Origin of the sequence: Shewanella decolorationis, from assembly GCF_004354305.1 — a bacterium.
Classification (GTDB): domain Bacteria; phylum Pseudomonadota; class Gammaproteobacteria; order Enterobacterales; family Shewanellaceae; genus Shewanella; species Shewanella decolorationis.
On sequence record NZ_CP037898.1, the window covers coordinates 3,164,316 to 3,182,658 of the forward strand.

General features: G+C 42.5%; 16 protein-coding genes. 11 read left to right on the plus strand and 5 right to left on the minus strand.

Annotated features, from left to right (window positions below; all coding sequences use genetic code 11):
* From EYR25_RS14205 to EYR25_RS14215, 3 genes are all read right to left on the minus strand, one after another.
* A complete protein-coding gene (locus tag EYR25_RS14205; RefSeq protein WP_133180912.1) occupies nt 1-2,937 on the minus strand; it encodes a CRISPR-associated endonuclease Cas3'' in 2,937 nt (978 codons plus the stop codon).
* Nucleotides 2,934-3,983: a type I-F CRISPR-associated endonuclease Cas1f gene (cas1f, locus tag EYR25_RS14210; protein ID WP_207953657.1), complete on the minus strand. Its 1,050-nt coding sequence runs from the start codon at nt 3,981-3,983 to the stop codon at nt 2,934-2,936. Before cas1f ends, EYR25_RS14205 begins: the two co-directional genes overlap by 4 nt.
* Before the next feature lie 154 nt (nt 3,984-4,137).
* Nucleotides 4,138-4,347 (minus strand): helix-turn-helix transcriptional regulator, encoded by a 210-nt coding sequence (locus EYR25_RS14215; protein WP_133180915.1) that lies wholly within the window; start codon nt 4,345-4,347, stop codon nt 4,138-4,140.
* A gap of 481 nt (nt 4,348-4,828) precedes the next feature.
* Here EYR25_RS14215 and radC point away from each other — a divergent pair, with 481 nt between their 5' ends.
* From radC to EYR25_RS14235, 4 genes are all read left to right on the plus strand, one after another.
* Nucleotides 4,829-5,320, plus strand: a complete 492-nt coding sequence (radC, locus tag EYR25_RS14220) for a RadC family protein (RefSeq protein ID WP_165953502.1) — start codon at nt 4,829-4,831, stop codon at nt 5,318-5,320.
* Between the two features lie 40 nt (nt 5,321-5,360).
* The gene (locus tag EYR25_RS14225; RefSeq protein ID WP_133180917.1) at nt 5,361-5,723 is read left to right on the plus strand and encodes a hypothetical protein; all 363 of its coding nucleotides are present in this window, start codon (nt 5,361-5,363) and stop codon (nt 5,721-5,723) included.
* Between the two features lie 130 nt (nt 5,724-5,853).
* Nucleotides 5,854-6,210, plus strand: coding sequence for a type IV toxin-antitoxin system YeeU family antitoxin (locus tag EYR25_RS14230; protein WP_133180919.1), 357 nt, complete (start codon nt 5,854-5,856; stop codon nt 6,208-6,210).
* 231 nt (nt 6,211-6,441) lie between these two features.
* The gene (locus EYR25_RS14235) at nt 6,442-6,855 is read left to right on the plus strand and encodes a DUF2787 domain-containing protein (RefSeq protein ID WP_133180921.1); all 414 of its coding nucleotides are present in this window, start codon (nt 6,442-6,444) and stop codon (nt 6,853-6,855) included.
* A 170-nt stretch (nt 6,856-7,025) separates the two neighbouring features.
* Here the strand turns inward: EYR25_RS14235 and EYR25_RS14240 are convergent, their stop codons facing one another.
* Together EYR25_RS14240 and EYR25_RS14245 are read right to left on the minus strand one after the other, a co-directional pair.
* Entirely contained in the window at nt 7,026-7,640 is a 615-nt protein-coding gene (locus tag EYR25_RS14240; RefSeq protein WP_133180923.1) for an inovirus Gp2 family protein, read from the minus strand.
* 151 nt (nt 7,641-7,791) lie between these two features.
* Nucleotides 7,792-8,946 (minus strand): hypothetical protein, encoded by a 1,155-nt coding sequence (locus EYR25_RS14245; RefSeq protein WP_165953503.1) that lies wholly within the window; start codon nt 8,944-8,946, stop codon nt 7,792-7,794.
* A 394-nt stretch (nt 8,947-9,340) separates the two neighbouring features.
* Between EYR25_RS14245 and EYR25_RS14250 the strand changes: the two genes are divergently transcribed.
* The 7 genes from EYR25_RS14250 (at nt 9,341) to dndE (ending at nt 18,338) form a co-directional block, all read left to right on the plus strand.
* A complete protein-coding gene (locus EYR25_RS14250; protein ID WP_133180927.1) occupies nt 9,341-10,006 on the plus strand; it encodes a hypothetical protein in 666 nt (221 codons plus the stop codon).
* Between the two features lie 546 nt (nt 10,007-10,552).
* Nucleotides 10,553-11,113, plus strand: a complete 561-nt coding sequence (locus EYR25_RS14255) for a hypothetical protein (protein WP_133180929.1) — start codon at nt 10,553-10,555, stop codon at nt 11,111-11,113.
* Nucleotides 11,114-11,120: 7 nt separating this feature from the next.
* Entirely contained in the window at nt 11,121-13,157 is a 2,037-nt protein-coding gene (locus tag EYR25_RS14260) for a DNA phosphorothioation-associated putative methyltransferase (protein WP_133180931.1), read from the plus strand.
* Nucleotides 13,158-13,257: 100 nt separating this feature from the next.
* The gene (dndB, locus tag EYR25_RS14265) at nt 13,258-14,340 is read left to right on the plus strand and encodes a DNA sulfur modification protein DndB (protein ID WP_133180933.1); all 1,083 of its coding nucleotides are present in this window, start codon (nt 13,258-13,260) and stop codon (nt 14,338-14,340) included.
* Entirely contained in the window at nt 14,337-15,968 is a 1,632-nt protein-coding gene (locus EYR25_RS14270; RefSeq protein ID WP_133180935.1) for a DNA phosphorothioation system sulfurtransferase DndC, read from the plus strand. The genes dndB and EYR25_RS14270 overlap by 4 nt, the downstream gene beginning before the upstream one ends.
* Before the next feature lie 7 nt (nt 15,969-15,975).
* The gene (gene dndD, locus EYR25_RS14275) at nt 15,976-17,991 is read left to right on the plus strand and encodes a DNA sulfur modification protein DndD (protein WP_133180937.1); all 2,016 of its coding nucleotides are present in this window, start codon (nt 15,976-15,978) and stop codon (nt 17,989-17,991) included.
* Complete coding sequence (gene dndE, locus EYR25_RS14280) at nt 17,991-18,338, plus strand: DNA sulfur modification protein DndE (protein ID WP_133180940.1); 348 nt, start codon at nt 17,991-17,993, stop codon at nt 18,336-18,338. Before dndD ends, dndE begins: the two co-directional genes overlap by 1 nt.
* Nucleotides 18,339-18,343 lie beyond the last annotated feature (5 nt).

Below are 18,343 nucleotides of genomic sequence, written 5' to 3' on the forward strand. Positions count from 1 at the left end.
TTATTCCTCATCTTCTGTGGTTTGATTAATTTGTTTAATGGACATAGCGCCAATGGCTTGTTTCTCGCAAATAGCGTAATAAATTGCATGAGGATGGCGAGCAATTTCGCCGCCCACTTGCAGTAAATCGTTAGTGGTATAGCTTAAATAGATTGGTGATTCTGGGTCTCGCGCTTCATTGAGTAAAATCTTATCGGTAAACGCTTTACTCGTGCCCCCCATAATGTTGTGATGTTTTTTAAACATATGCGCTAAAAGGTCTTTATCACTTTGGCCGTAACCACAAATAGCACTAGTCGGGTATGTAAGATTGTCGATATTACTCGTATCATCGAGTGGAATTGAATAAGCGTAAGCTTCAATATATTCCGGCTTAGCTTGAGTTAAATCTACCACTGCCAATTGCACAAACCGATTATCACCGCGCAGTGATACTTTGCTGATCTTGGTGCGTTTTTTATCTTTGTTGTTTTTGGGTGGAACAGTAATAGGATCAACTACTTTTAAGTGGATTTGCTGCACACTATTTTTTAGGGCGGCCACTAAGTCACTCGCAATAAACTCTCGATTACGTTCAGTGTGATGAAATGCGAAATAAAGCTGATAAATCTCTGGCAGCGTAAAAGTCTTGCCTGCCAGTTCATTCTGTAAAAACTGATACCAAGCCCGAACAGAACTCAAGGTATACATTTTTGATAGAAATCCCGCAGCCGGACTCTTACCTTTGCCATTGGCGATGGACTCTGGCACGGCTAACGTATAGGTATTGACATGACTATTTTCACCAAAGCGATCTAAACGACCTAAGCGCTGTAAGCAATCTTCAGCGCTGGTGATTTCGGCCACCATATAATCACAGCTGATATTCAGCGATGCTTGTACTATCGGCCCACTACGTAGCACTTCATATTTACGAGTACCTCCGCGCTTGTATGCCTCGTACACTTCACCAAACCATTTATGCTTATCACTCTTAATAAATTTTGAATGTAGTAATACCGCATTCTCGTTGTGCTGATTTGCAATAAAACTGTTTTGTGCCGTTAGCGCCATGTTACTGATCACAAAAGTACAACCACTTTGCTGGGCAAATAGTGGGTTTGTCTCGCTTAAATTTATATCATCAAAGATTTTAAAATCAATCTGATACTGGCTTGGGTTGAACGAGGACATGACTTTAATATCATCAGGATGAATACCGAGTAAATCTTCAACAAAGACATAATGTGGTGTTGCTGACACTAATAAGGTCTTAGCTTGAGCTTGTTGCATTTTTTTTGCGGCAATTAATTCAGCAAATAGCAAATTAAACGCTGGCATGTTGACGTATTCATGGAACTCATCAAACACCACATGTACATTTAAAAAGTCAATAAGTGTATTCGCTTTAGTGTGACTTATTACAGAGCCAAGTATTTGATCTATGGTTGTGATAACAATATCGCCGGAAAAATTTTTATCATCTGCAATAGGGTTATCCCATTGATTGTGGAATTTAAATTCACCCGTATTTATTTCAATAAGGCTATTAGGTAGGTACTGCTCTGAGGTCAACTCATAAAACAATCCTTGGCAAACTTGTACGCGTGGACAAACCCAAATAATCCGTTTAGCGCCCTGCAATTTTGCCCACTCTAAAGCAATTTTAGTTTTACCACTGCCTGCCGCCCCCGCAAGCACTGCAATATCTTCGGCTGAGGTTAATTGCTTAGCGATATCGCGTTGCTTTTTACTGCGCTCACTCATTGGGAAAAAGGCACTTAAGCAAGTATAAATATCAGAGCTAAGTGTGGTTTCCACTTCCAGTAGCTCGGTCACTATTTGATCTAATTGGCGCTCAAAAATGGCAGTGTGTAACTCTGCTGCGCTTAATGCTGATACGCTACGATCAGCAGAGATCAAACAAGCACGTACAATGTTGTTTAGTGCATTGACTTTAATATTGGCGCTATTAGCCGATACCGACTCTTCAAATTCATATTCTTTGTAGCTGGGTAAAACTGGCGCATCGGGCAAATTTGCCACTAGATCCTGTTCAACTTCAGCTAAGAAGACTTTTTCAAGAAAACTATCAGTTAAATAACGATATTTTTTATCAATACCTATAACCTGCTTAAGCAGTGTTTGAGCTTGACCTAAAATAGCGGATAGCCCTGTCTCTTTTTGATTTGCCACGAGCTTTTTGCTGATGTCTTTATAGGTGTCAAAACCACTTTTCTCTTTACGAAATGGCTTAGCATGATGCCAATACACCGCATGCTTTACTGAACGTTTATTACTTGGATTTAGTAATTTAAGTTCTGAACTATCGAGTAATTGATAGAGTAACAGCGACACTTCATTATGCCTTGGATGCTTATCGAAGCTAAATTTTGCATCATCAATATGCTGACCATCTTCTGCTATGTAATCTTTCTTTTTAGGATTGGTTACCCACTCTTGGAACTTGGGGTCAATTTTTCCTAAATCATGCAAACAACCTGCAATAAAATTTGTCATTGAAAGCTGTGTATTGTCTGGAAATAACTTGCGATGCAACTGCTCAGCAACATAGCCTACTGCAAATAAATGCTCACTGAGCGGCTGTAAATGGGTGTTCGCATATAACACGCCTTGTTTAGGTTTATCTGTTACAACATCCATAATCACCTCATTATTTGTATAATTCACAGGCACTACACCCTCTGCATTAAACTTCTTCTTGTTACCCACCACCCATAAAAACTGACTACGCGAACGGGAGCGGATCCAGTGGCAGCTAACTGCGGTGCTGCGGCTGGCGGTTTGACGCAACATTTTTTTCACGGTCAACAAACCATCTTCGGTGATGAGCGTTTGCCAGGTGTTATCGCCAATCCGGTTGGCGAAGGCATCGAGTACACGGCGGGTTTTCTGGAGGGCGTTTTTCTCGCATTGACTGACAAAGGTGACCATCATCGTGGGTTCACCTCACTCTCTTGCTCGATCTTCGACTTGCTCTCTAGGTGCTTTTCTGGCTTGTTCTCAAGTTCGTTCTCGGACTCTGTCTGCCCTTGCAGAGCAATACTTTTCACCGTATCGAACATAAAATCGAGTGCTTTATGCTCGATAAAAGCTTGCAGTATTTGTTGGCGAAACTCTTGTTCAGTGGCGTTTTCTTTAGCGCAAACAAACGCCCACGGCAGCACAATGGCATCTTTGATTAGGTCCGCGACATCAAATACCAGTGCGCCACGGCGGGTTTTGCCATGCATGACGGCAAAGCCGTGCGGAATACCAAGCACCCACAGGCAGCTTGCCGCAAGCCCGTAGGCTAAATAGTTGCCGTGATTGAGAAAATCGTTGGCTTTGTCGGTGCATTTTTTATCCGGCTGATGCTGACGCGTAAAGCCTTCTTTGCCTGTGTTATTGGCGGCGTACTTGTACAGGGCTTTGGTGAGTTGCGCTTCAGTGAGGAGCAGATCGGCTGGTTTACTCGCGGCTTCAGTACGTTGGTGAAAGGTATCAAAGGATTGCTTTATTACTTCATCTTGTAGATTAAATTTCTCATGGGTTAATTCTCGGTCTGATCGCCAAACACGCTGCAAGTAATCAATCCGTGCGTTTTGAAATTGTTTGGCAGCGGCCAAGCGCTTTTCATCATCAAACCAGAATGAGAGCCAGCCTTGTAAGTATTCTGTTGGGCGATATTCACTCAGTGGCGTGAACCATTCCACCTCGCAAGCCATGTGCAGTGGCGTACCACCGCCGCCACAAAATCCAACCAATACGCCAGCCTGTGAGAGCATGCGCATGGCGGCTTGAGTAATTGAAGTACCGTTGCCGAGCATGAGTACGGTGGTGTTGGCAATCGGAATATTGAAGTAGAGGTTTTCTTTATCGGCTTCGGTCAAATAGAGCACACGGCCATCTTTTTGCATCACACGGCAATATTCCAAGTAATACATATTGGCGCGCTTTGAGTGCAGAATTGTTTTTAAATCAGAAGGTGAAAAATCATCCATAATAAACCTTAGTGTGCTCTCCGTTTCAAATACATACTACATTCATAAACGCTTACGCTCCATAACGTTGTTGTGACACCTACGTCATATTTAGCAACTAAATCATCTCTAAACGGATATTCATAATCGCTAATTCCATTTAAGACTTAACTTATTAAGTAGTGCATTCAAACTCTTTAAGTTGACAATCTCTTGCTTCTATCCTTTCTAAAATCCACTCCTGCACTTCACTTTCAACCCATGCAACGGCTCTATCGCCTAGTGATACGGGTTTGGGAAAGGCTCCTTCTGCGATGTATTTGTAGATGGTTGAACGGGCAAGGCCTGTGCAGTCGATAACTTCTTTTAGTCTGATTAATCTCATTTTTTGAATCCTCTGATTTAGTTCAAACCATGAGGAGTGGCGGTTATCTTTAACTGTGAAATTTAGCGGTCTCCAACCTTTTTCACATCTATATCACTGACATGCAGTAACCCATTTACTGTCACATCCGGCTACCAGAAGCGATTGCAACCAGTGGCCAATCTATCTATTTAAACTAAGGAGGCTTTATGCCTATCGCATTTATCGCCGGCTTTATGCTTGGCGTTGGAATTTACCACAGCCTAAAGGAGAAGGATTATGTTTAGCCTGCTCATCAATAGGCCCGTAGCTGAGTTATTTATTCTCGGCGTGATTGCTGGTTACGACTGGGCGAAAAACAAAGGTATGTAGCCTAGTTTACTTATGTCCTCACCAAGCCAAGGTGCCCACAAGCGCCTTGGCTTTTATGTCTGTTTCGAGCATTTTTTAGCTATATATCACTCCAGTGCATAAGCCGATTAACGCTTTCAAGGAGCCTGATATGTCAACAAAACCTATGCCCATCAGAACAACCATTCGACCAGTAACGCTATGGCCGCCCTCGGATGACGTCATTCTAGCCTCTGCCGCCAATATCATTGCCGAGCGCTATGTGAAGAAGGACGCCTATACCAACCCTCAAGCCACTAAGGATTTTTTAACTTACAAACTCGGTGGTAATGAGCGAGAAGTATTTGCGGTGATGCTGCTCGATAACCAGCATCAATTATTGGAGTTTAAAGAGTTGTTCTTTGGCACTTTAGATGCTGCCAGTGTTTATCCACGGGAAGTGGTTAAGGCAGTATTGGCTGTCAATGCGGCGGCGGTGATTTTTGCCCACAACCATCCTTCCGGTGAGTCTGAACCTTCAATGGCAGATAAGCACATCACTCAACGGTTAACCGATGCATTAGCGCTTATCGATGTGCGCGTGCTTGACCATATCGTGGTTGGCCGCACGCCAGTGTCCTTTGCTGAGCGCGGCTTACTCTAGCCAGCGTTTAAACCTGCCACACCTTTTTAAGGAGTCCATCATGATTGAATTTACTGATAGCTTTTCACAGGCCTGTGTTGCCGAGGCCTGTGCTGCTTTTCCTGAACTGCGTAACCGTTTAGCGGTTGAACTCATTTTGCCGATGTTTGTGCGGCCACTTAATGCCATGGGCCAAGTGATTGGCAAGCCGATTGTGACACCGAATCCACTGCTACATAAAACCGTATTGAATGTATTTCACCGTGATGTGGTTGAGCACTTACCCAAGGAAATTGCCTTTTGCCGCTATGTTTGCCCCTGTGACAGTTATGGTGTGCCTACAGGTGAATGGCAACGGGTCATCAATGGCGTGTACTTTAACCATGGCAGTAATGAACAGCCTAATTGGAGTGTGCATACTTAAAGACCTTTAGCTGCTGGATATACAGCGGTATTTACCACTTGTACTCAACTAGATATTCATCACCGCTCCCGCTAATCAGCTAACAAGCAAGCCACTACCTGAGTTTTATCCTTCAACCATTGAGGTCACGATGACAACCCTAAAACTTTTCGCAATTGAGCACGCCTGGGGCTTGCCCCGTAAAATGTCTCCTCGCTTTGGTGCGAGGCTGATTTTACGCGGCCTACATTTGGATTATCTCCATGACCGCGCAAGCTTTGTCGGTGAATTTCCACCAGCAATTAAACAACAATTTGTCGAGGCCTTTCCAGCGATGGTTAAACAGCTTGAGCGGCTGGTGGCCACCGGCGAGATTGATGCTACTGAGCAGCACTGCGTGAGCATTGAACACGCTGGCTTTACCTGTGAGGCCGACACACTTGGCAGTCACGGTTATTTGTATATTTCGATTTATCAAACCGAAGCTAAACCAAAGCTAAGCCACTAACCACCAGCACCCTAGCCCTCACTCGATAATCTATTCGAGTTCGTAAACCTGTCCCCCCCCTAACTGTAAACACCATTTCCTAAACCCTAGCTTTAGAGCTCTATCAAGCAGCCCTTATAAACCGCTCGACCAACAACTGTTTTATTAACCCAACCGCATAGACAACAAGAGCCAATGCGTGACTGCGCATTGGCTCTTGCGTATGCACGTAAATCAAACAAGGAATATCCCATGACATTAACCATCAAGCGTAACCAACAGCCAGCGATGCCAGATCGTTTTTATCAAGTGATTGAAAAGGAGCTGGCAAACGTCGATCCAAAAGATGCCAACGCCATCACCCTTAATTTTCGCGATCCAGACTACAGCGCCGAAGCAGGCGGTTTTCATCCCGTCGAAGTCCGGCTTGAGAAACAGCAAGATCACTGGCGTTTAGTTTACGTCACCGACTTTGCATTTCGAGGCCATCCCTTCCCTGAACTGGTTAAAGACATCGATATCTGCTTTAACAGCAAGCAGGTCTATAGCCTGTTTAGCGGCTGGATTGGGGAGCAGGAATCACAGGGGCTGATTAAGTTGTTCAGCGATAACTTTGTCAGTTACTACCAGATGGAAGCCTATCAAGTGGAAGTGAGCTTGGATTAACCAGCATTGTTATTTCAATGTTGTTGAACGCCTGCAAGTTCCCGTAACCATAAAACGGGAACACTCAACCCCTTGCCCCATAAGGCTTTCGTCTAAGAGTAAAACATACTGACACTTTTTCTGCTGGTGGGTAAGATACTTTGGTATGACAAACGCCAATGATAATGGAACTAAATCAAATATAATTTTTGACTAGAACCAAAATTTCGATATCCATCATTGATGTCTTTCGTTTTATCTTTAGCAAGATAACTAAATCGTTCCATTGCCATGGTTAACTGTGCAGGAAAATCCACGGAACGCTGATCAAGCCAGTACACCCCATTCTTACATATATGAACTAAACCTAAGGCCTGTTCAACTGGAATGGGAATTGCACTCGCCCATGAGTCTAAAATTCGATTGTAGATACTGTCATCACCAAACGTATTACTTCCAAAACCACATACGGCATCTTTATTAAACAAAAAAATCAAATGGTAATGCCAGTTTTGTGAACGATCTCTTTCTCGACACCAGACATAACTAAAGCCGATGCTATGAGAGCTCAAGCGTTGACTATCCCAGGCGTGTAAATGAGCCTTAAACGAGTCAATAAAACGCGAGATCACTTTAGGGTCTTGATAAAGCATGTTGTCAGGAAATCTCAAATCAAAACGCATTGCACAAACTCGATTGAAGCTACTAAGTTCTAATTCAAGTGTGCGTTGTATGATAGCTTGATACTCTGGTACTAACGAATATCCGCTAGTCATCTGAAAGAAACTAGGATTGAATAGTGTCATGGCGATACTCCTGTGTAATTAATTCACAGGATGTACCAAGCATGTTTACTTCTACACGACATCACAGTGTAGCAATTGAAGCCTACAGCCAGTCAAACAGCAACAAACTTACCCTATACCACTCTCTCTATATTACTAATCCGAAATCCTGTTAGACTTGAAAGCTAACCTTTTTCGATGAAATTAACCTTTTTACACGCTGAATTCGCACATCTTCAACTCTGGAGTTAACCGTAAGCAACTTACGCCCTAAAATCATGCAATCATCATCTTTAACTTGTTTTGGAATACTCACACTCAAAACACAAAAAACTATCGTTTTGATATCGTTCACAATGTCTTGTTGAACATCCTGGTCATCCTTACACTGCTGATTAGCTACCATTTCGTTGGTTTCGGTGGCTATTGCGACCATTTGATGATTCGGAAGGTAATCGATTAGTTTTGCGCTATCGCCGTAAACATTCTTAAAAAGCAACCATGACTTTGAAAGCTCTAGTATTAGATTAACTACTTCTTCGGTTAACGCATGGAAGGTAAAGTCTTTTAAGGTATCAATATCCTTCTGTTTGCTATTCCTGACTTTAGGCACAGCCTGTGGCTCATATAAAAACCCTTCGGACAGCTGCAGCATAACGCGAGCCTTCAACGCATCAATTGCTTCTGGTTTAGTTAGCCCTTTTGACAAAGAGCCTGATACATACAAAGGTACCAAAGATAAAACCGTGGACATGCACATATGATGAATCGAGTCGGTCAACTCCTTGTTGTTGAATCTTTTGGATAATGACCAATATTGTTCATTAGGCAGTAATGAATTTTGATTTGGATAGCTATTTTTTTTAGTTTGCTTAAGAACGAGTACACGACGGTAAAACAAAGCTAAATTTTCAGTGAACTGCAGAGGTAGTAGGTGCAACCTAGATAAACTCACCCCAAGCTTAATAGTACACATGGCGGGGAGTTGAGGACGAATTTGATAGATTGGTAATATGCGGTTCAGTAGCTCTGAACGAACCACGCCCTTGGCAGCGATTGTAATTGAATTAGCCTTAGCCAGTTTGTCGATCGTCTGGCGTAATTTCGCCTCGCTCATACCTAACATTTGGCATAAAACCTTGCGGTTACACCCAATGACGTATCCTGCATTATTCGACATTATGAGCAAAGCAGCCCTTACCAAGCGCATAGATTCACTAATAACAGTCGGTTGGCCAGATTGATAAGTACCATCCGTACCTGCATCAAGAAGAGCAAAGCGTAGCTCGTCCATCCATTTGCAAGATGCAGCAAGTTCACTCCACATATTCCAAGATTCGTTTGTTAAGCAACAAACAAAACGTAATTTTGACTTTTTTTTGCCAGTTTGTTCGACAACACTCTTGCACTTACAGATATATCCCTCACTCACGAGATATTCGAACGCTGTCCTAAAATGCCGCTTAGAGACTTTTAAGGTACTTGCAAGTTCATCTATATCTCCCGATTGGTAACTGTTCCCGAAGTACGCAGCCCAAGCGAGCAACACTAACCGAATCTCAGGCGTCGCCCCCGTCATTGAACTCAAAAGCAACATATCAGACCTAATCTTAATGTGAAAACATACTATTATTACCACGGAAAACGCCCTATTTCACGGCATTCACAAAAAAATTGAATACATGTTACATTACATGTTTCTCCATTAAAAAATAACCAGCATGCAAAACCATAAGCAGCTTTTATCGCCTGAAATCATCAAACGTTTTGACTTTCTAGACTCATGGACTCCTGCAGCCAAGAAATGGATAGCTAACTATCTTCGCAAAGAAGGAATACAACTTTCGATTGACTACCTAACTGCAGAAGAAACAAAAATAGCCCTAGCGAACTTTTTACTGAATAGCAATGCACCTACCTCTTATATCAGGGAGCTAGCTAAGAAAATGGGGACCGCTTGGCGGGTAAGAAACCTAAGAAAGAACAGCGACAAGGTAAATTTGACTGTAGCTTTAAATAGAAACGTATCGAATCACTTAACACAAATGAGCAAAGGTCAGAATAAGACCAATATCATTACGCTTCTAATTGAAGACAACTACAAGCATTATTTGGCCGAACAGAAGATATCGAAAGATAAGAGAGATACAGAAAAAAAAATAAAGCAAGTCGAGATAGAGAGAGCTAAGCTTGAAAAGCTTTTAGCTAGAGGTAAAGCATCACCTGCACTGTCGGCGGAAGAGGTACTTGCTCAAAATCAAGGACTAAAAAATAACATTGCTATGCTTTACGAATTGATGTTTATAGCAAATGAAAAAAATCAAAAAATAGATGATGCAATACTTCTTGAAGCTACAAAAATTTACTACTCAGCATTTTTAAAATAACAAAAATCATTTAAAATCAAAATCTTTTTACAAGAGACTTAGTGTAAGAAGCTCAAAGTTATGGTCGTGTATTCTCCTGAACCTTAACTCAAACTGCGCTTAGGATTTTTTGAGGTTTAAGCATGCCGAAAATCGAATCAATACTAGTTCCACATTGTAGAAACTTAGTGCCTAATAGACACCTCATATCCACTTAACTTAGCGATGATTTTTAGTAACACCAAAAGTAACACTGACAAAGTTCAAGCCATAAAAAATATATATTACTCATATAGTTAGCTAAACAATTCAGATGACGCCGCCCCACCAAATAAAACAAGGACTTAGCAGAAATGCTAAGTCCTTTTTTCTTTTGAGTGGCGGCAAAATGGCCACGCAATGCCCACATTATCTTCATACCGCTATCAATCTAAGTTCTACTTAAATCCTCCTAGTAAGAAATCATCTATTTTCAGCACTTTCTCATCGGTAAAGTCGGTTGCATAAATAACACTTAAGCCTCAAAGTAACTATATGAGGTTTAGTCGCTACTTGTTGAAAATAAAGATGATAAGTCCAAACCCAAAACTTAACGAATACTGTAGCCGTTACTATCGATTTAGAGATTTATTTCACTGTGGCGAAACCTGGCACAAGGCCAAATACGATAACCTACCCATGCAAACGCAAAGCTGGGAAGTCTACCAAAAACTCGCGAAAGAAATACTCGACCCCATTACAGACCACTTTGGCTCAGTAGAACTCACGTTTGGATTTTGTGGGCAACAACTTAGAAGTTTAATCCGCAAAAATACCTCCCCAAGAATCGCCCCAACGTTAGACCAACATGCAGCCTATGAGCTCAATTCCAAGGGCAAGCCTATCTGCCCTCGCCTCGGTGCTGCAATGGATTTACGGGTAAACAACACCTCATCGCAAGCAGTAGCTATTTGGGTCGCGAGCCATTTGCCCTTTGATCGACTTTATTATTATGGTGATGACAACCCCATCCACATTAGTATTGGCCCAGAAAACAGCTCGCAAATTGTTTGGTTAAATACGATTAATAACAGACGTATACCTAAAAAGCTCACCCTAGAAGCGCTAATAACACTCCCTAAAAAATGAGGTAAAAATGATAACAGCAACTGCATTTTTACAGGATGTCGAAGCCTTATCTGTGGGCAAAAAGCTCCCCGAAGCTATTTACTTACATCGAGATACGCTTGCGGTTGAAAACGCCCAGCTCTATCAGTTTGCCTTGGCCGTGGCGAAGGCGCTAAAAATCGATAATGAGGCCTGGAACATCATCAAACTTTCAAGACGCCAATTTGCGCTATCACTGCTTAATTACCCCAGTTTTTACACTGACGCCTATCCCACACTCCACTCAAGTATCAGTGTTGACTTGAGTAAACTCAGTCACAGGGCGGTTGACTATAGTGATTCTGACAATCCACCCATCCTGCACCGTAAAGAACTCATGGTGTTAGCGGATAACCCACATTACAACACCTTTAAGATGATCACTGTTGAAGGGGAAACAGCAGGTTTATATGAGAACACCCGGCTAATAGGGTTTAAAAGCTCTTGGGAAACGCACATAGCCAAACATGGTTACGGATTAATGGATGGGCGCTTATTTAGAGCCTCAATGTTGCCCGAAGCAGATCAACACAGTATCGACCGCCATAAAACCGCTTTAGTGCGCCATTCACTTTCGTCACCGATGAAATCATTAGCAAAACACGGATTTTTTAATGGCAATTACTCACTATTTGATTACGGCTGCGGACGGGGCGATGATCTTCGCGAGTTACAATGCCATGGCTTAGATGCATTAGGTTGGGATCCAAATCATTTTCCTGAAGGTGAAAAAACGTCAGCCGCCATAGTCAACCTTGGGTTTGTGCTCAATGTGATTGAAGATAAACACGAACGCTTAGAGGCTTTGCTCGGGGCGTGGGAATTAACAGAAAAGCTGTTAGTTGTCAGCGTGATGCTTGCCAATGATGAGTTTATTGCTCAATTTACGCCCTACAAAGATGGCGTCATCACCAGCCGTAACACTTTTCAAAAGTACTATCAGCAAGCTGAAATAAAATCCTTTATCGAGCGCAGTTTAGATGAAAGTGCCATCGCAATCGCGCCTGGCATTTTTTACATTTTTAAAGATAAGGTTGAAGAACAACACTTTTTATCTCGCCGCTATCGCCGTAGCCAACAATGGAAGCAACTCTCCAGCCCTCCGAGCATTACGCAAGGTGATAAGGCACGTCTTTTAGTTGCCAAACACCAAGCGTTATTTGCAGCATTTTGGCAAACGGTACTCGACCTTGGCAGACTACCCCAAGCGGATGAATTTGAACAACTTACCGACCTTAAAACCATTGTAGGCACGCCAGCTAAGGCACTAAGAATTCTACTTGAGATACAAGGACGAGAAGAATACGACCAAGCAGTAGAGCAACGCACCCAAGACCTACTGTTGTTTTTTGCGATGGCACAATTTGAAAAACGCAAACCCTATACCCAGCTACCTGAAACTATAAAGCGAGATATCAAAGTGTTTTTTGGCGAGCATCAAACTGCGCTAAGGCAAGCCTCGGAGTTATTGTTTAAAATTGCCGATACTGCGGCGATTGAACAAGCCTGTAATGAAGCCCATCAGCGTTTACCCGCCTCATTACTTAACATTGGACACTCGATAATTCTGCACAAAAGCCATATCACAGCACTCCCGTTACTCCTAAGGGTCTATGTTGGTGCAGGGCTACAGCTCTATGGTGAATTAGACGATATTGACTTGATCAAAATCCATATCACCTCAGGTAAACTCACGCTCACAGGTTATGATGACTTTGAAAAATCAGTCCCCTTTCTAAGGGAACGCGTGAAAATAAAAATGGCCGAGCAGGAAATCGACTTTTTTGACTATGTAAATGAAGCCAAGCGACCACCTTTGTTAAATCGCTCACTTTATCTCCACCAATACAGCAATCATTTTCAAAAACAGCAAAGCTTCGATAAACGCTTAGCAAAACTACTTGGAACGACAAACACCGAAGAAACTTTAATGACAAGAGCCGAGTTTGAACAAGCACTTAGCGGGATATCCAAGCGTATTCAGGGGTTTCAAATTGTATCAACACATACTGCATTAACAATTTAAAATAACAAACTTAGTCTCAGTTAAATTACTTTTTAATTGCAAGGTATGTCATTAATGACATACCATTACGTCATCAAAAAGTTGTATGGCATACTTTATCATGACCGATTTCGATTCAGGCTATTGTTATTCATTTCCTGCTGTCAGAGGAATGCAGGCTGGCCGACCATTTTACATAGCGACTTGTCCGTTACGTATTATTCCTAAAATATTCAGCTATAACGAATCTGATGTCCCGCCAGAGCTTCGTGCTCAACGCACACTCAATAAAACTCGTATTCCTGAGATGGTGAGGTATTTATTAGAAAATCCAAAAGACTATGTATTTTCGGCACTGACGGCTTCCGTTGGTGTACATATCTCTTTTGAAGAAACGACTTCTGCCCCCAATTTAGGCCAGCTTAAAATCCCAATGGATGCACAAATTCTCATCAATGATGGCCAACATAGACGCAAAGCGATTGAAGAAGCATTAGAAGAAAATCCGGATCTAGGTCAAGATAATATTGCCGTCCTATTTTATGTCGATGAAGGATTGACTCGAAGCCAGCAAATGTTTGCTGATTTAAACAAATATGCTGTAAAACCAAGTCCTTCACTCGGTACTTTGTATGATCACAGAGACGAAAGCTCAACATTAGCCAGATATCTTGCCTCAGAGTGCCTCCCGTTTAAGGGACTAACAGAGATGGAGAAGTCTAATATTTCGCCTAAGTCTAATAAGCTATTTACCCTCAGTAGTATCAAGCAAGCGACCAGAGCCCTGTTAGGTAAAGGCCCAAAAGATGGTTTTAATGCTGAAGAGCAAGAACTTGCAGAAACATTCTGGGCTGAAGTGAATGAGCACATGAAGGACTGGCAACTCGTTCAAAAGAAAGAAGTCTCGCCAGCACAACTCAGACAAGAATATCTCCATGCCCATGGCGTTGGATTACATGCCATTGGACAAATGGGCCATGCCTTACTTTGTGAGCATCCATTAGAATGGCAAACTAAGTTAGCTGCTTTAAAATCAGTCAACTGGCAAAAAACCAATCCAGAATGGATCAAAAGATCGATGCTTCATGGTAAGCTCAGTAAAACCAACACATGTATCCAGTTAACGTGTAACGCCCTTAAATTACACCTTTCACTTCCTCTTACTCCTGAAGAAAAAACACTGGAAAAACAGGTAAATAAATGAGCATGACATTACTCTCTGATGATCTACCAGAGGAATACCAAAGTTTTATCAATAAAGAAAACTTTGCCAGCAACAAACTCAGCTATTTTATTGCGGATGTGCAAAGAGTTTATCTGTCAGACAAAAGGCCATGGGTGATTGGCTACAGTGGCGGCAAAGACTCTTCTGCTGTTATGTCTTTGGTCTATATGGCACTACAAGGCTTAGATAAAGAACAACGTACTAAGCCCATTTTTGTTGTGTCTTCTGACACCCTTGTCGAAACGCCCGTTGTCGTAAATCACATATCCAACTCTTTAGAGGCTATTGGTAGAGGGGCAAAACGAGATCAGCTACCAATTACTGTGCATAAAGTAACACCAAAAACAGAAGCAACATTTTGGGTTAATCTCCTAGGTAAAGGTTATCCAGCTCCAACAAGGAGTTTCCGCTGGTGTACAGAGCGGATGAAGATTGATCCCGTCAGTGACTTTATCAAAGAAACCGTCTCCAAATACGACGAAGTTATTGTGGTATTAGGCTCTCGTAGTCAGGAAAGTGCTTCCCGTGCTCAAGTTATTGCCAAACATAAAATTGACGGCTCACGCCTTGCGCGACACACGACATTAGCCAATGCCTTCATCTATACGCCAATAGATACTTGGGGTGTTGATGATGTCTGGAAAATTCTGAGGATGTGTAGTCTAGAGTCGAAAGAAACGCCCTATGGCATAAAGAATATTTGGCGCGACGATTATGACCTCGAGTGGGAAAACCCTTGGGGCAGTAAAAACCTAACCCTTTGGAATCTTTATAAAGACTCCTCCGGTCAAGGTGAGTGCCCTATGGTGATTGATGAAACAACGCCATCATGTGGTAACTCTCGATTTGGCTGCTGGACTTGTACAGTCGTCACTCGCGATAGAGCAATGGAAAGCCTCATTTTAAATGGCGAAGCATGGATGGAACCATTACTCAAATTTAGAGATATTTTGGCTGAGACCTCCATTCCCGAAAATAAAGATATCTATCGTAACTACAAACGTCGCACTGGTAGAGTCAGTTATCAATACGCTAAAGATGGTGAAGAAATCACCGCTGAGCGAAAGCATGTCCCTGGCCCATACTGGCTAAAATACCGTCAAGAATGGCTACTACAACTGCTGCAACTGGATAAGCAATTCAAAAAAGAAGGTCGCGAGATTGAACTTATCACCGTACCTGAATTACATGCTATTCGGCAGCATTGGTTAAGAGATCCAAACGAGCCAGATTGGAACGATACTCTACCGCGAATCTTTCGAGACGTGTATGGCTATGACCTCGATTGGGTCGTCGATGACAATGCTTCATTTGGCAAAGTCGAAGCCAAATTAGTTAATGATTTAAGTCAAGAGTTTAACATATCACCAGAAATGGTGATGAAGCTAATCGAGATGGAAATCTCCCTTGATGGCCTGAGCCGCCGCGTAGGTGTATTTGATAAGCTTGCAAATATTCTCAAACAAGACTGGGGCAGCTTAGAAGATATCAAAGTCAGGCATTCCAACGTGCAAAGCCGAATAGAATTAGATCTGTACAAAGAACAGATGGACGAATACAACAAAGAACTAGCCGATCTTGACCGATTGTTAAGTGAAGAGTTTTAAGGTTTTTATGATCATTACACGTTTAACACTTAATAATTTCCGCGTCTTTCGTGGCACACAGGAAATTGATCTTGCCCCAAGAAGTAAAAAAATTGGAACTTCTGGCAGTGCCCAACATCATTGCCCTATCGTCCTTTTTGGTGGTCTTAATGGTGCGGGTAAAACCTCCATTTTAACAGCCATACGTTTAGCACTATATGGGCGCCAGGCACTCGGTAAAAATCTTTCAGGTCCAGACTATATCAGCCAACTGAGTGAGCTCATCCACAAATCGGCCTTACCAAGTGCCCAGTCAGAGCGAGCAAGCATTGAGTTAGAGTTTATCTATAACCAACAAGGTAGCGCACATACCTACAAAATTATCCGCGGCTGGAAAAAAGGCCAGAAAGATAAACTCAGTCTTGAGAAAGACGGCTCTACGCTGGCAGAGTTAAGCTACGACCAATGTCAGGGCTTTTTAAATGAACTAATCCCTACTGGTATTGCGGATCTGTTTTTCTTCGATGGTGAAAAAATTGCTGAACTTGCCGAAGATGAATCCGGAGAAGTATTACAAACAGCGGTACGACGCTTACTTGGTCTGGATGTTATCAGCAAATTAAAAAGTGACCTTAGCATCTTTTTAAAACGCAAAGGCGTCGAAGGTGCATCTCAAAGTGTACATGCCGAGTTAAAAGCACTTGAACAAGCTGGTGAGGATCATAAAGCGCGTGCAGCCAAGCTACGCCATATTGCAGATCAGATAAGAGTCCAAATCAACGCGTTGCAAGCAGATATTCAAGTGAAAGAAGCGCAGCTTTCAAGCCAAGGTGGCGCTTGGGCAAATTCACGTGAAGCGGAACAAAGTAAGGCTGATTACCTTATTAAAGAAAAGGCGGAACTTGAAAAGCAAATCCGCCAAGAGATGGAAGGCGCACTCCCAATTGCACTGGCACCAACAGCTATAGCTCATTTACTGTCCAAGTTAGAACTCGAACAAAAACAAAAGCAAAGACAACATTTTGGTGAAGAGCTAACAGGATTTCTTGAAACCTTAAAAGGTCGATTGAGTTTTGATTTAAGTAGCTCAGCTCCCGTTGCGATGGCAGCCATACAGGACTGCTTAACTGAATATCAGCAGCAACTACCGAGTGTTGATATTCTGTTTGATATTTCTGAGCGCCAATACCGTGATTTGGAAATCCAAGTCAACATAGAAGCCACATCTTCTTATGAGCGCTTTGAGCAAGCCCGCACAAGACTCAGCGCACTCGAAGAAGAATTGGCGCAAACAGCAGCGAATATTGCCCGAGCTCCCGCTCAGGAGCAGGTACAAACTCTGCTGAATCAAGTTAGAGAACTTGATAAGCAAAAACAAAAACTCATTATGGAATACCGTAATGTACTCAATGAAGCAAAACGTGAATTGCGTGATGCTCAAGACGTAACCCGTAAAACACAAAAGCTGCATGAAAAACACACTGCGCAAACCAATGCTGCTGAGGGCGTTGAAAATGCTCAAAACACATTACTGATGTTAGAAGCTTTTGCAACACAGCTTACGGCGCTACGCGTTGCCCAATTGGAAAACGAATTTATCAAATCTTATCAACGCCTCGCACGTAAAGAAGATTTGCACTATCGGGCATCCATCAATCCCCAGTCATTCGATGTTGAACTGATTGATGACAATGGCCATGTGATTAACCGCAAAGCCATGTCTGCAGGTGAAAAGCAAATCTATGCGATTTCAATACTGGAAGCGCTTGGTAAAACCTCAGGCCGCAACCTGCCTGTTATTATCGACACCCCTCTAGGTAGATTAGACTCAAAACACAGAGACAAACTAGTTGAACACTACTTCCCTGAGGCGAGTCATCAAGTAGTAATCCTCTCTACTGACACTGAAATTGATGAATCCTATGTCGACAGTCTGAAAGATGATATTTCCCATCGTTTTGAAATTAGTTTCGACAGTGCCACCAAATCCTCGAAAGTGGTTGAGGGCTATTTTTGGGGACAACAAACCAAGGAGGCCATTTAATGCTACCTAATCGCATGAACCTGGCGCAGGCCACAGAAGAGCATTTGAAACGCTTAAAAGCCAACACCGGGGTCACCCCCAACGTCGCCGCGAGATTAGCCTTTTTTCGCTCGATTGAATCCGATTTCCGCTACAGCGGAAATGAAGCCAAACTCAACGGTGGCTTAATACTGGATAAGATCACCTGGCTCGGCGACACCGCCGCACTGACCGAATTACTGCTTAAAATGCACTACCCAAGCCTGGATCCAAAACAGTTACAACAAGCTTGGGCGGCGCATGTGGAAGATGGAGTAGCTTCGATAAGAAACCATCGAAGTGTACAATATTTATCAATTTCCTTGTAACTATT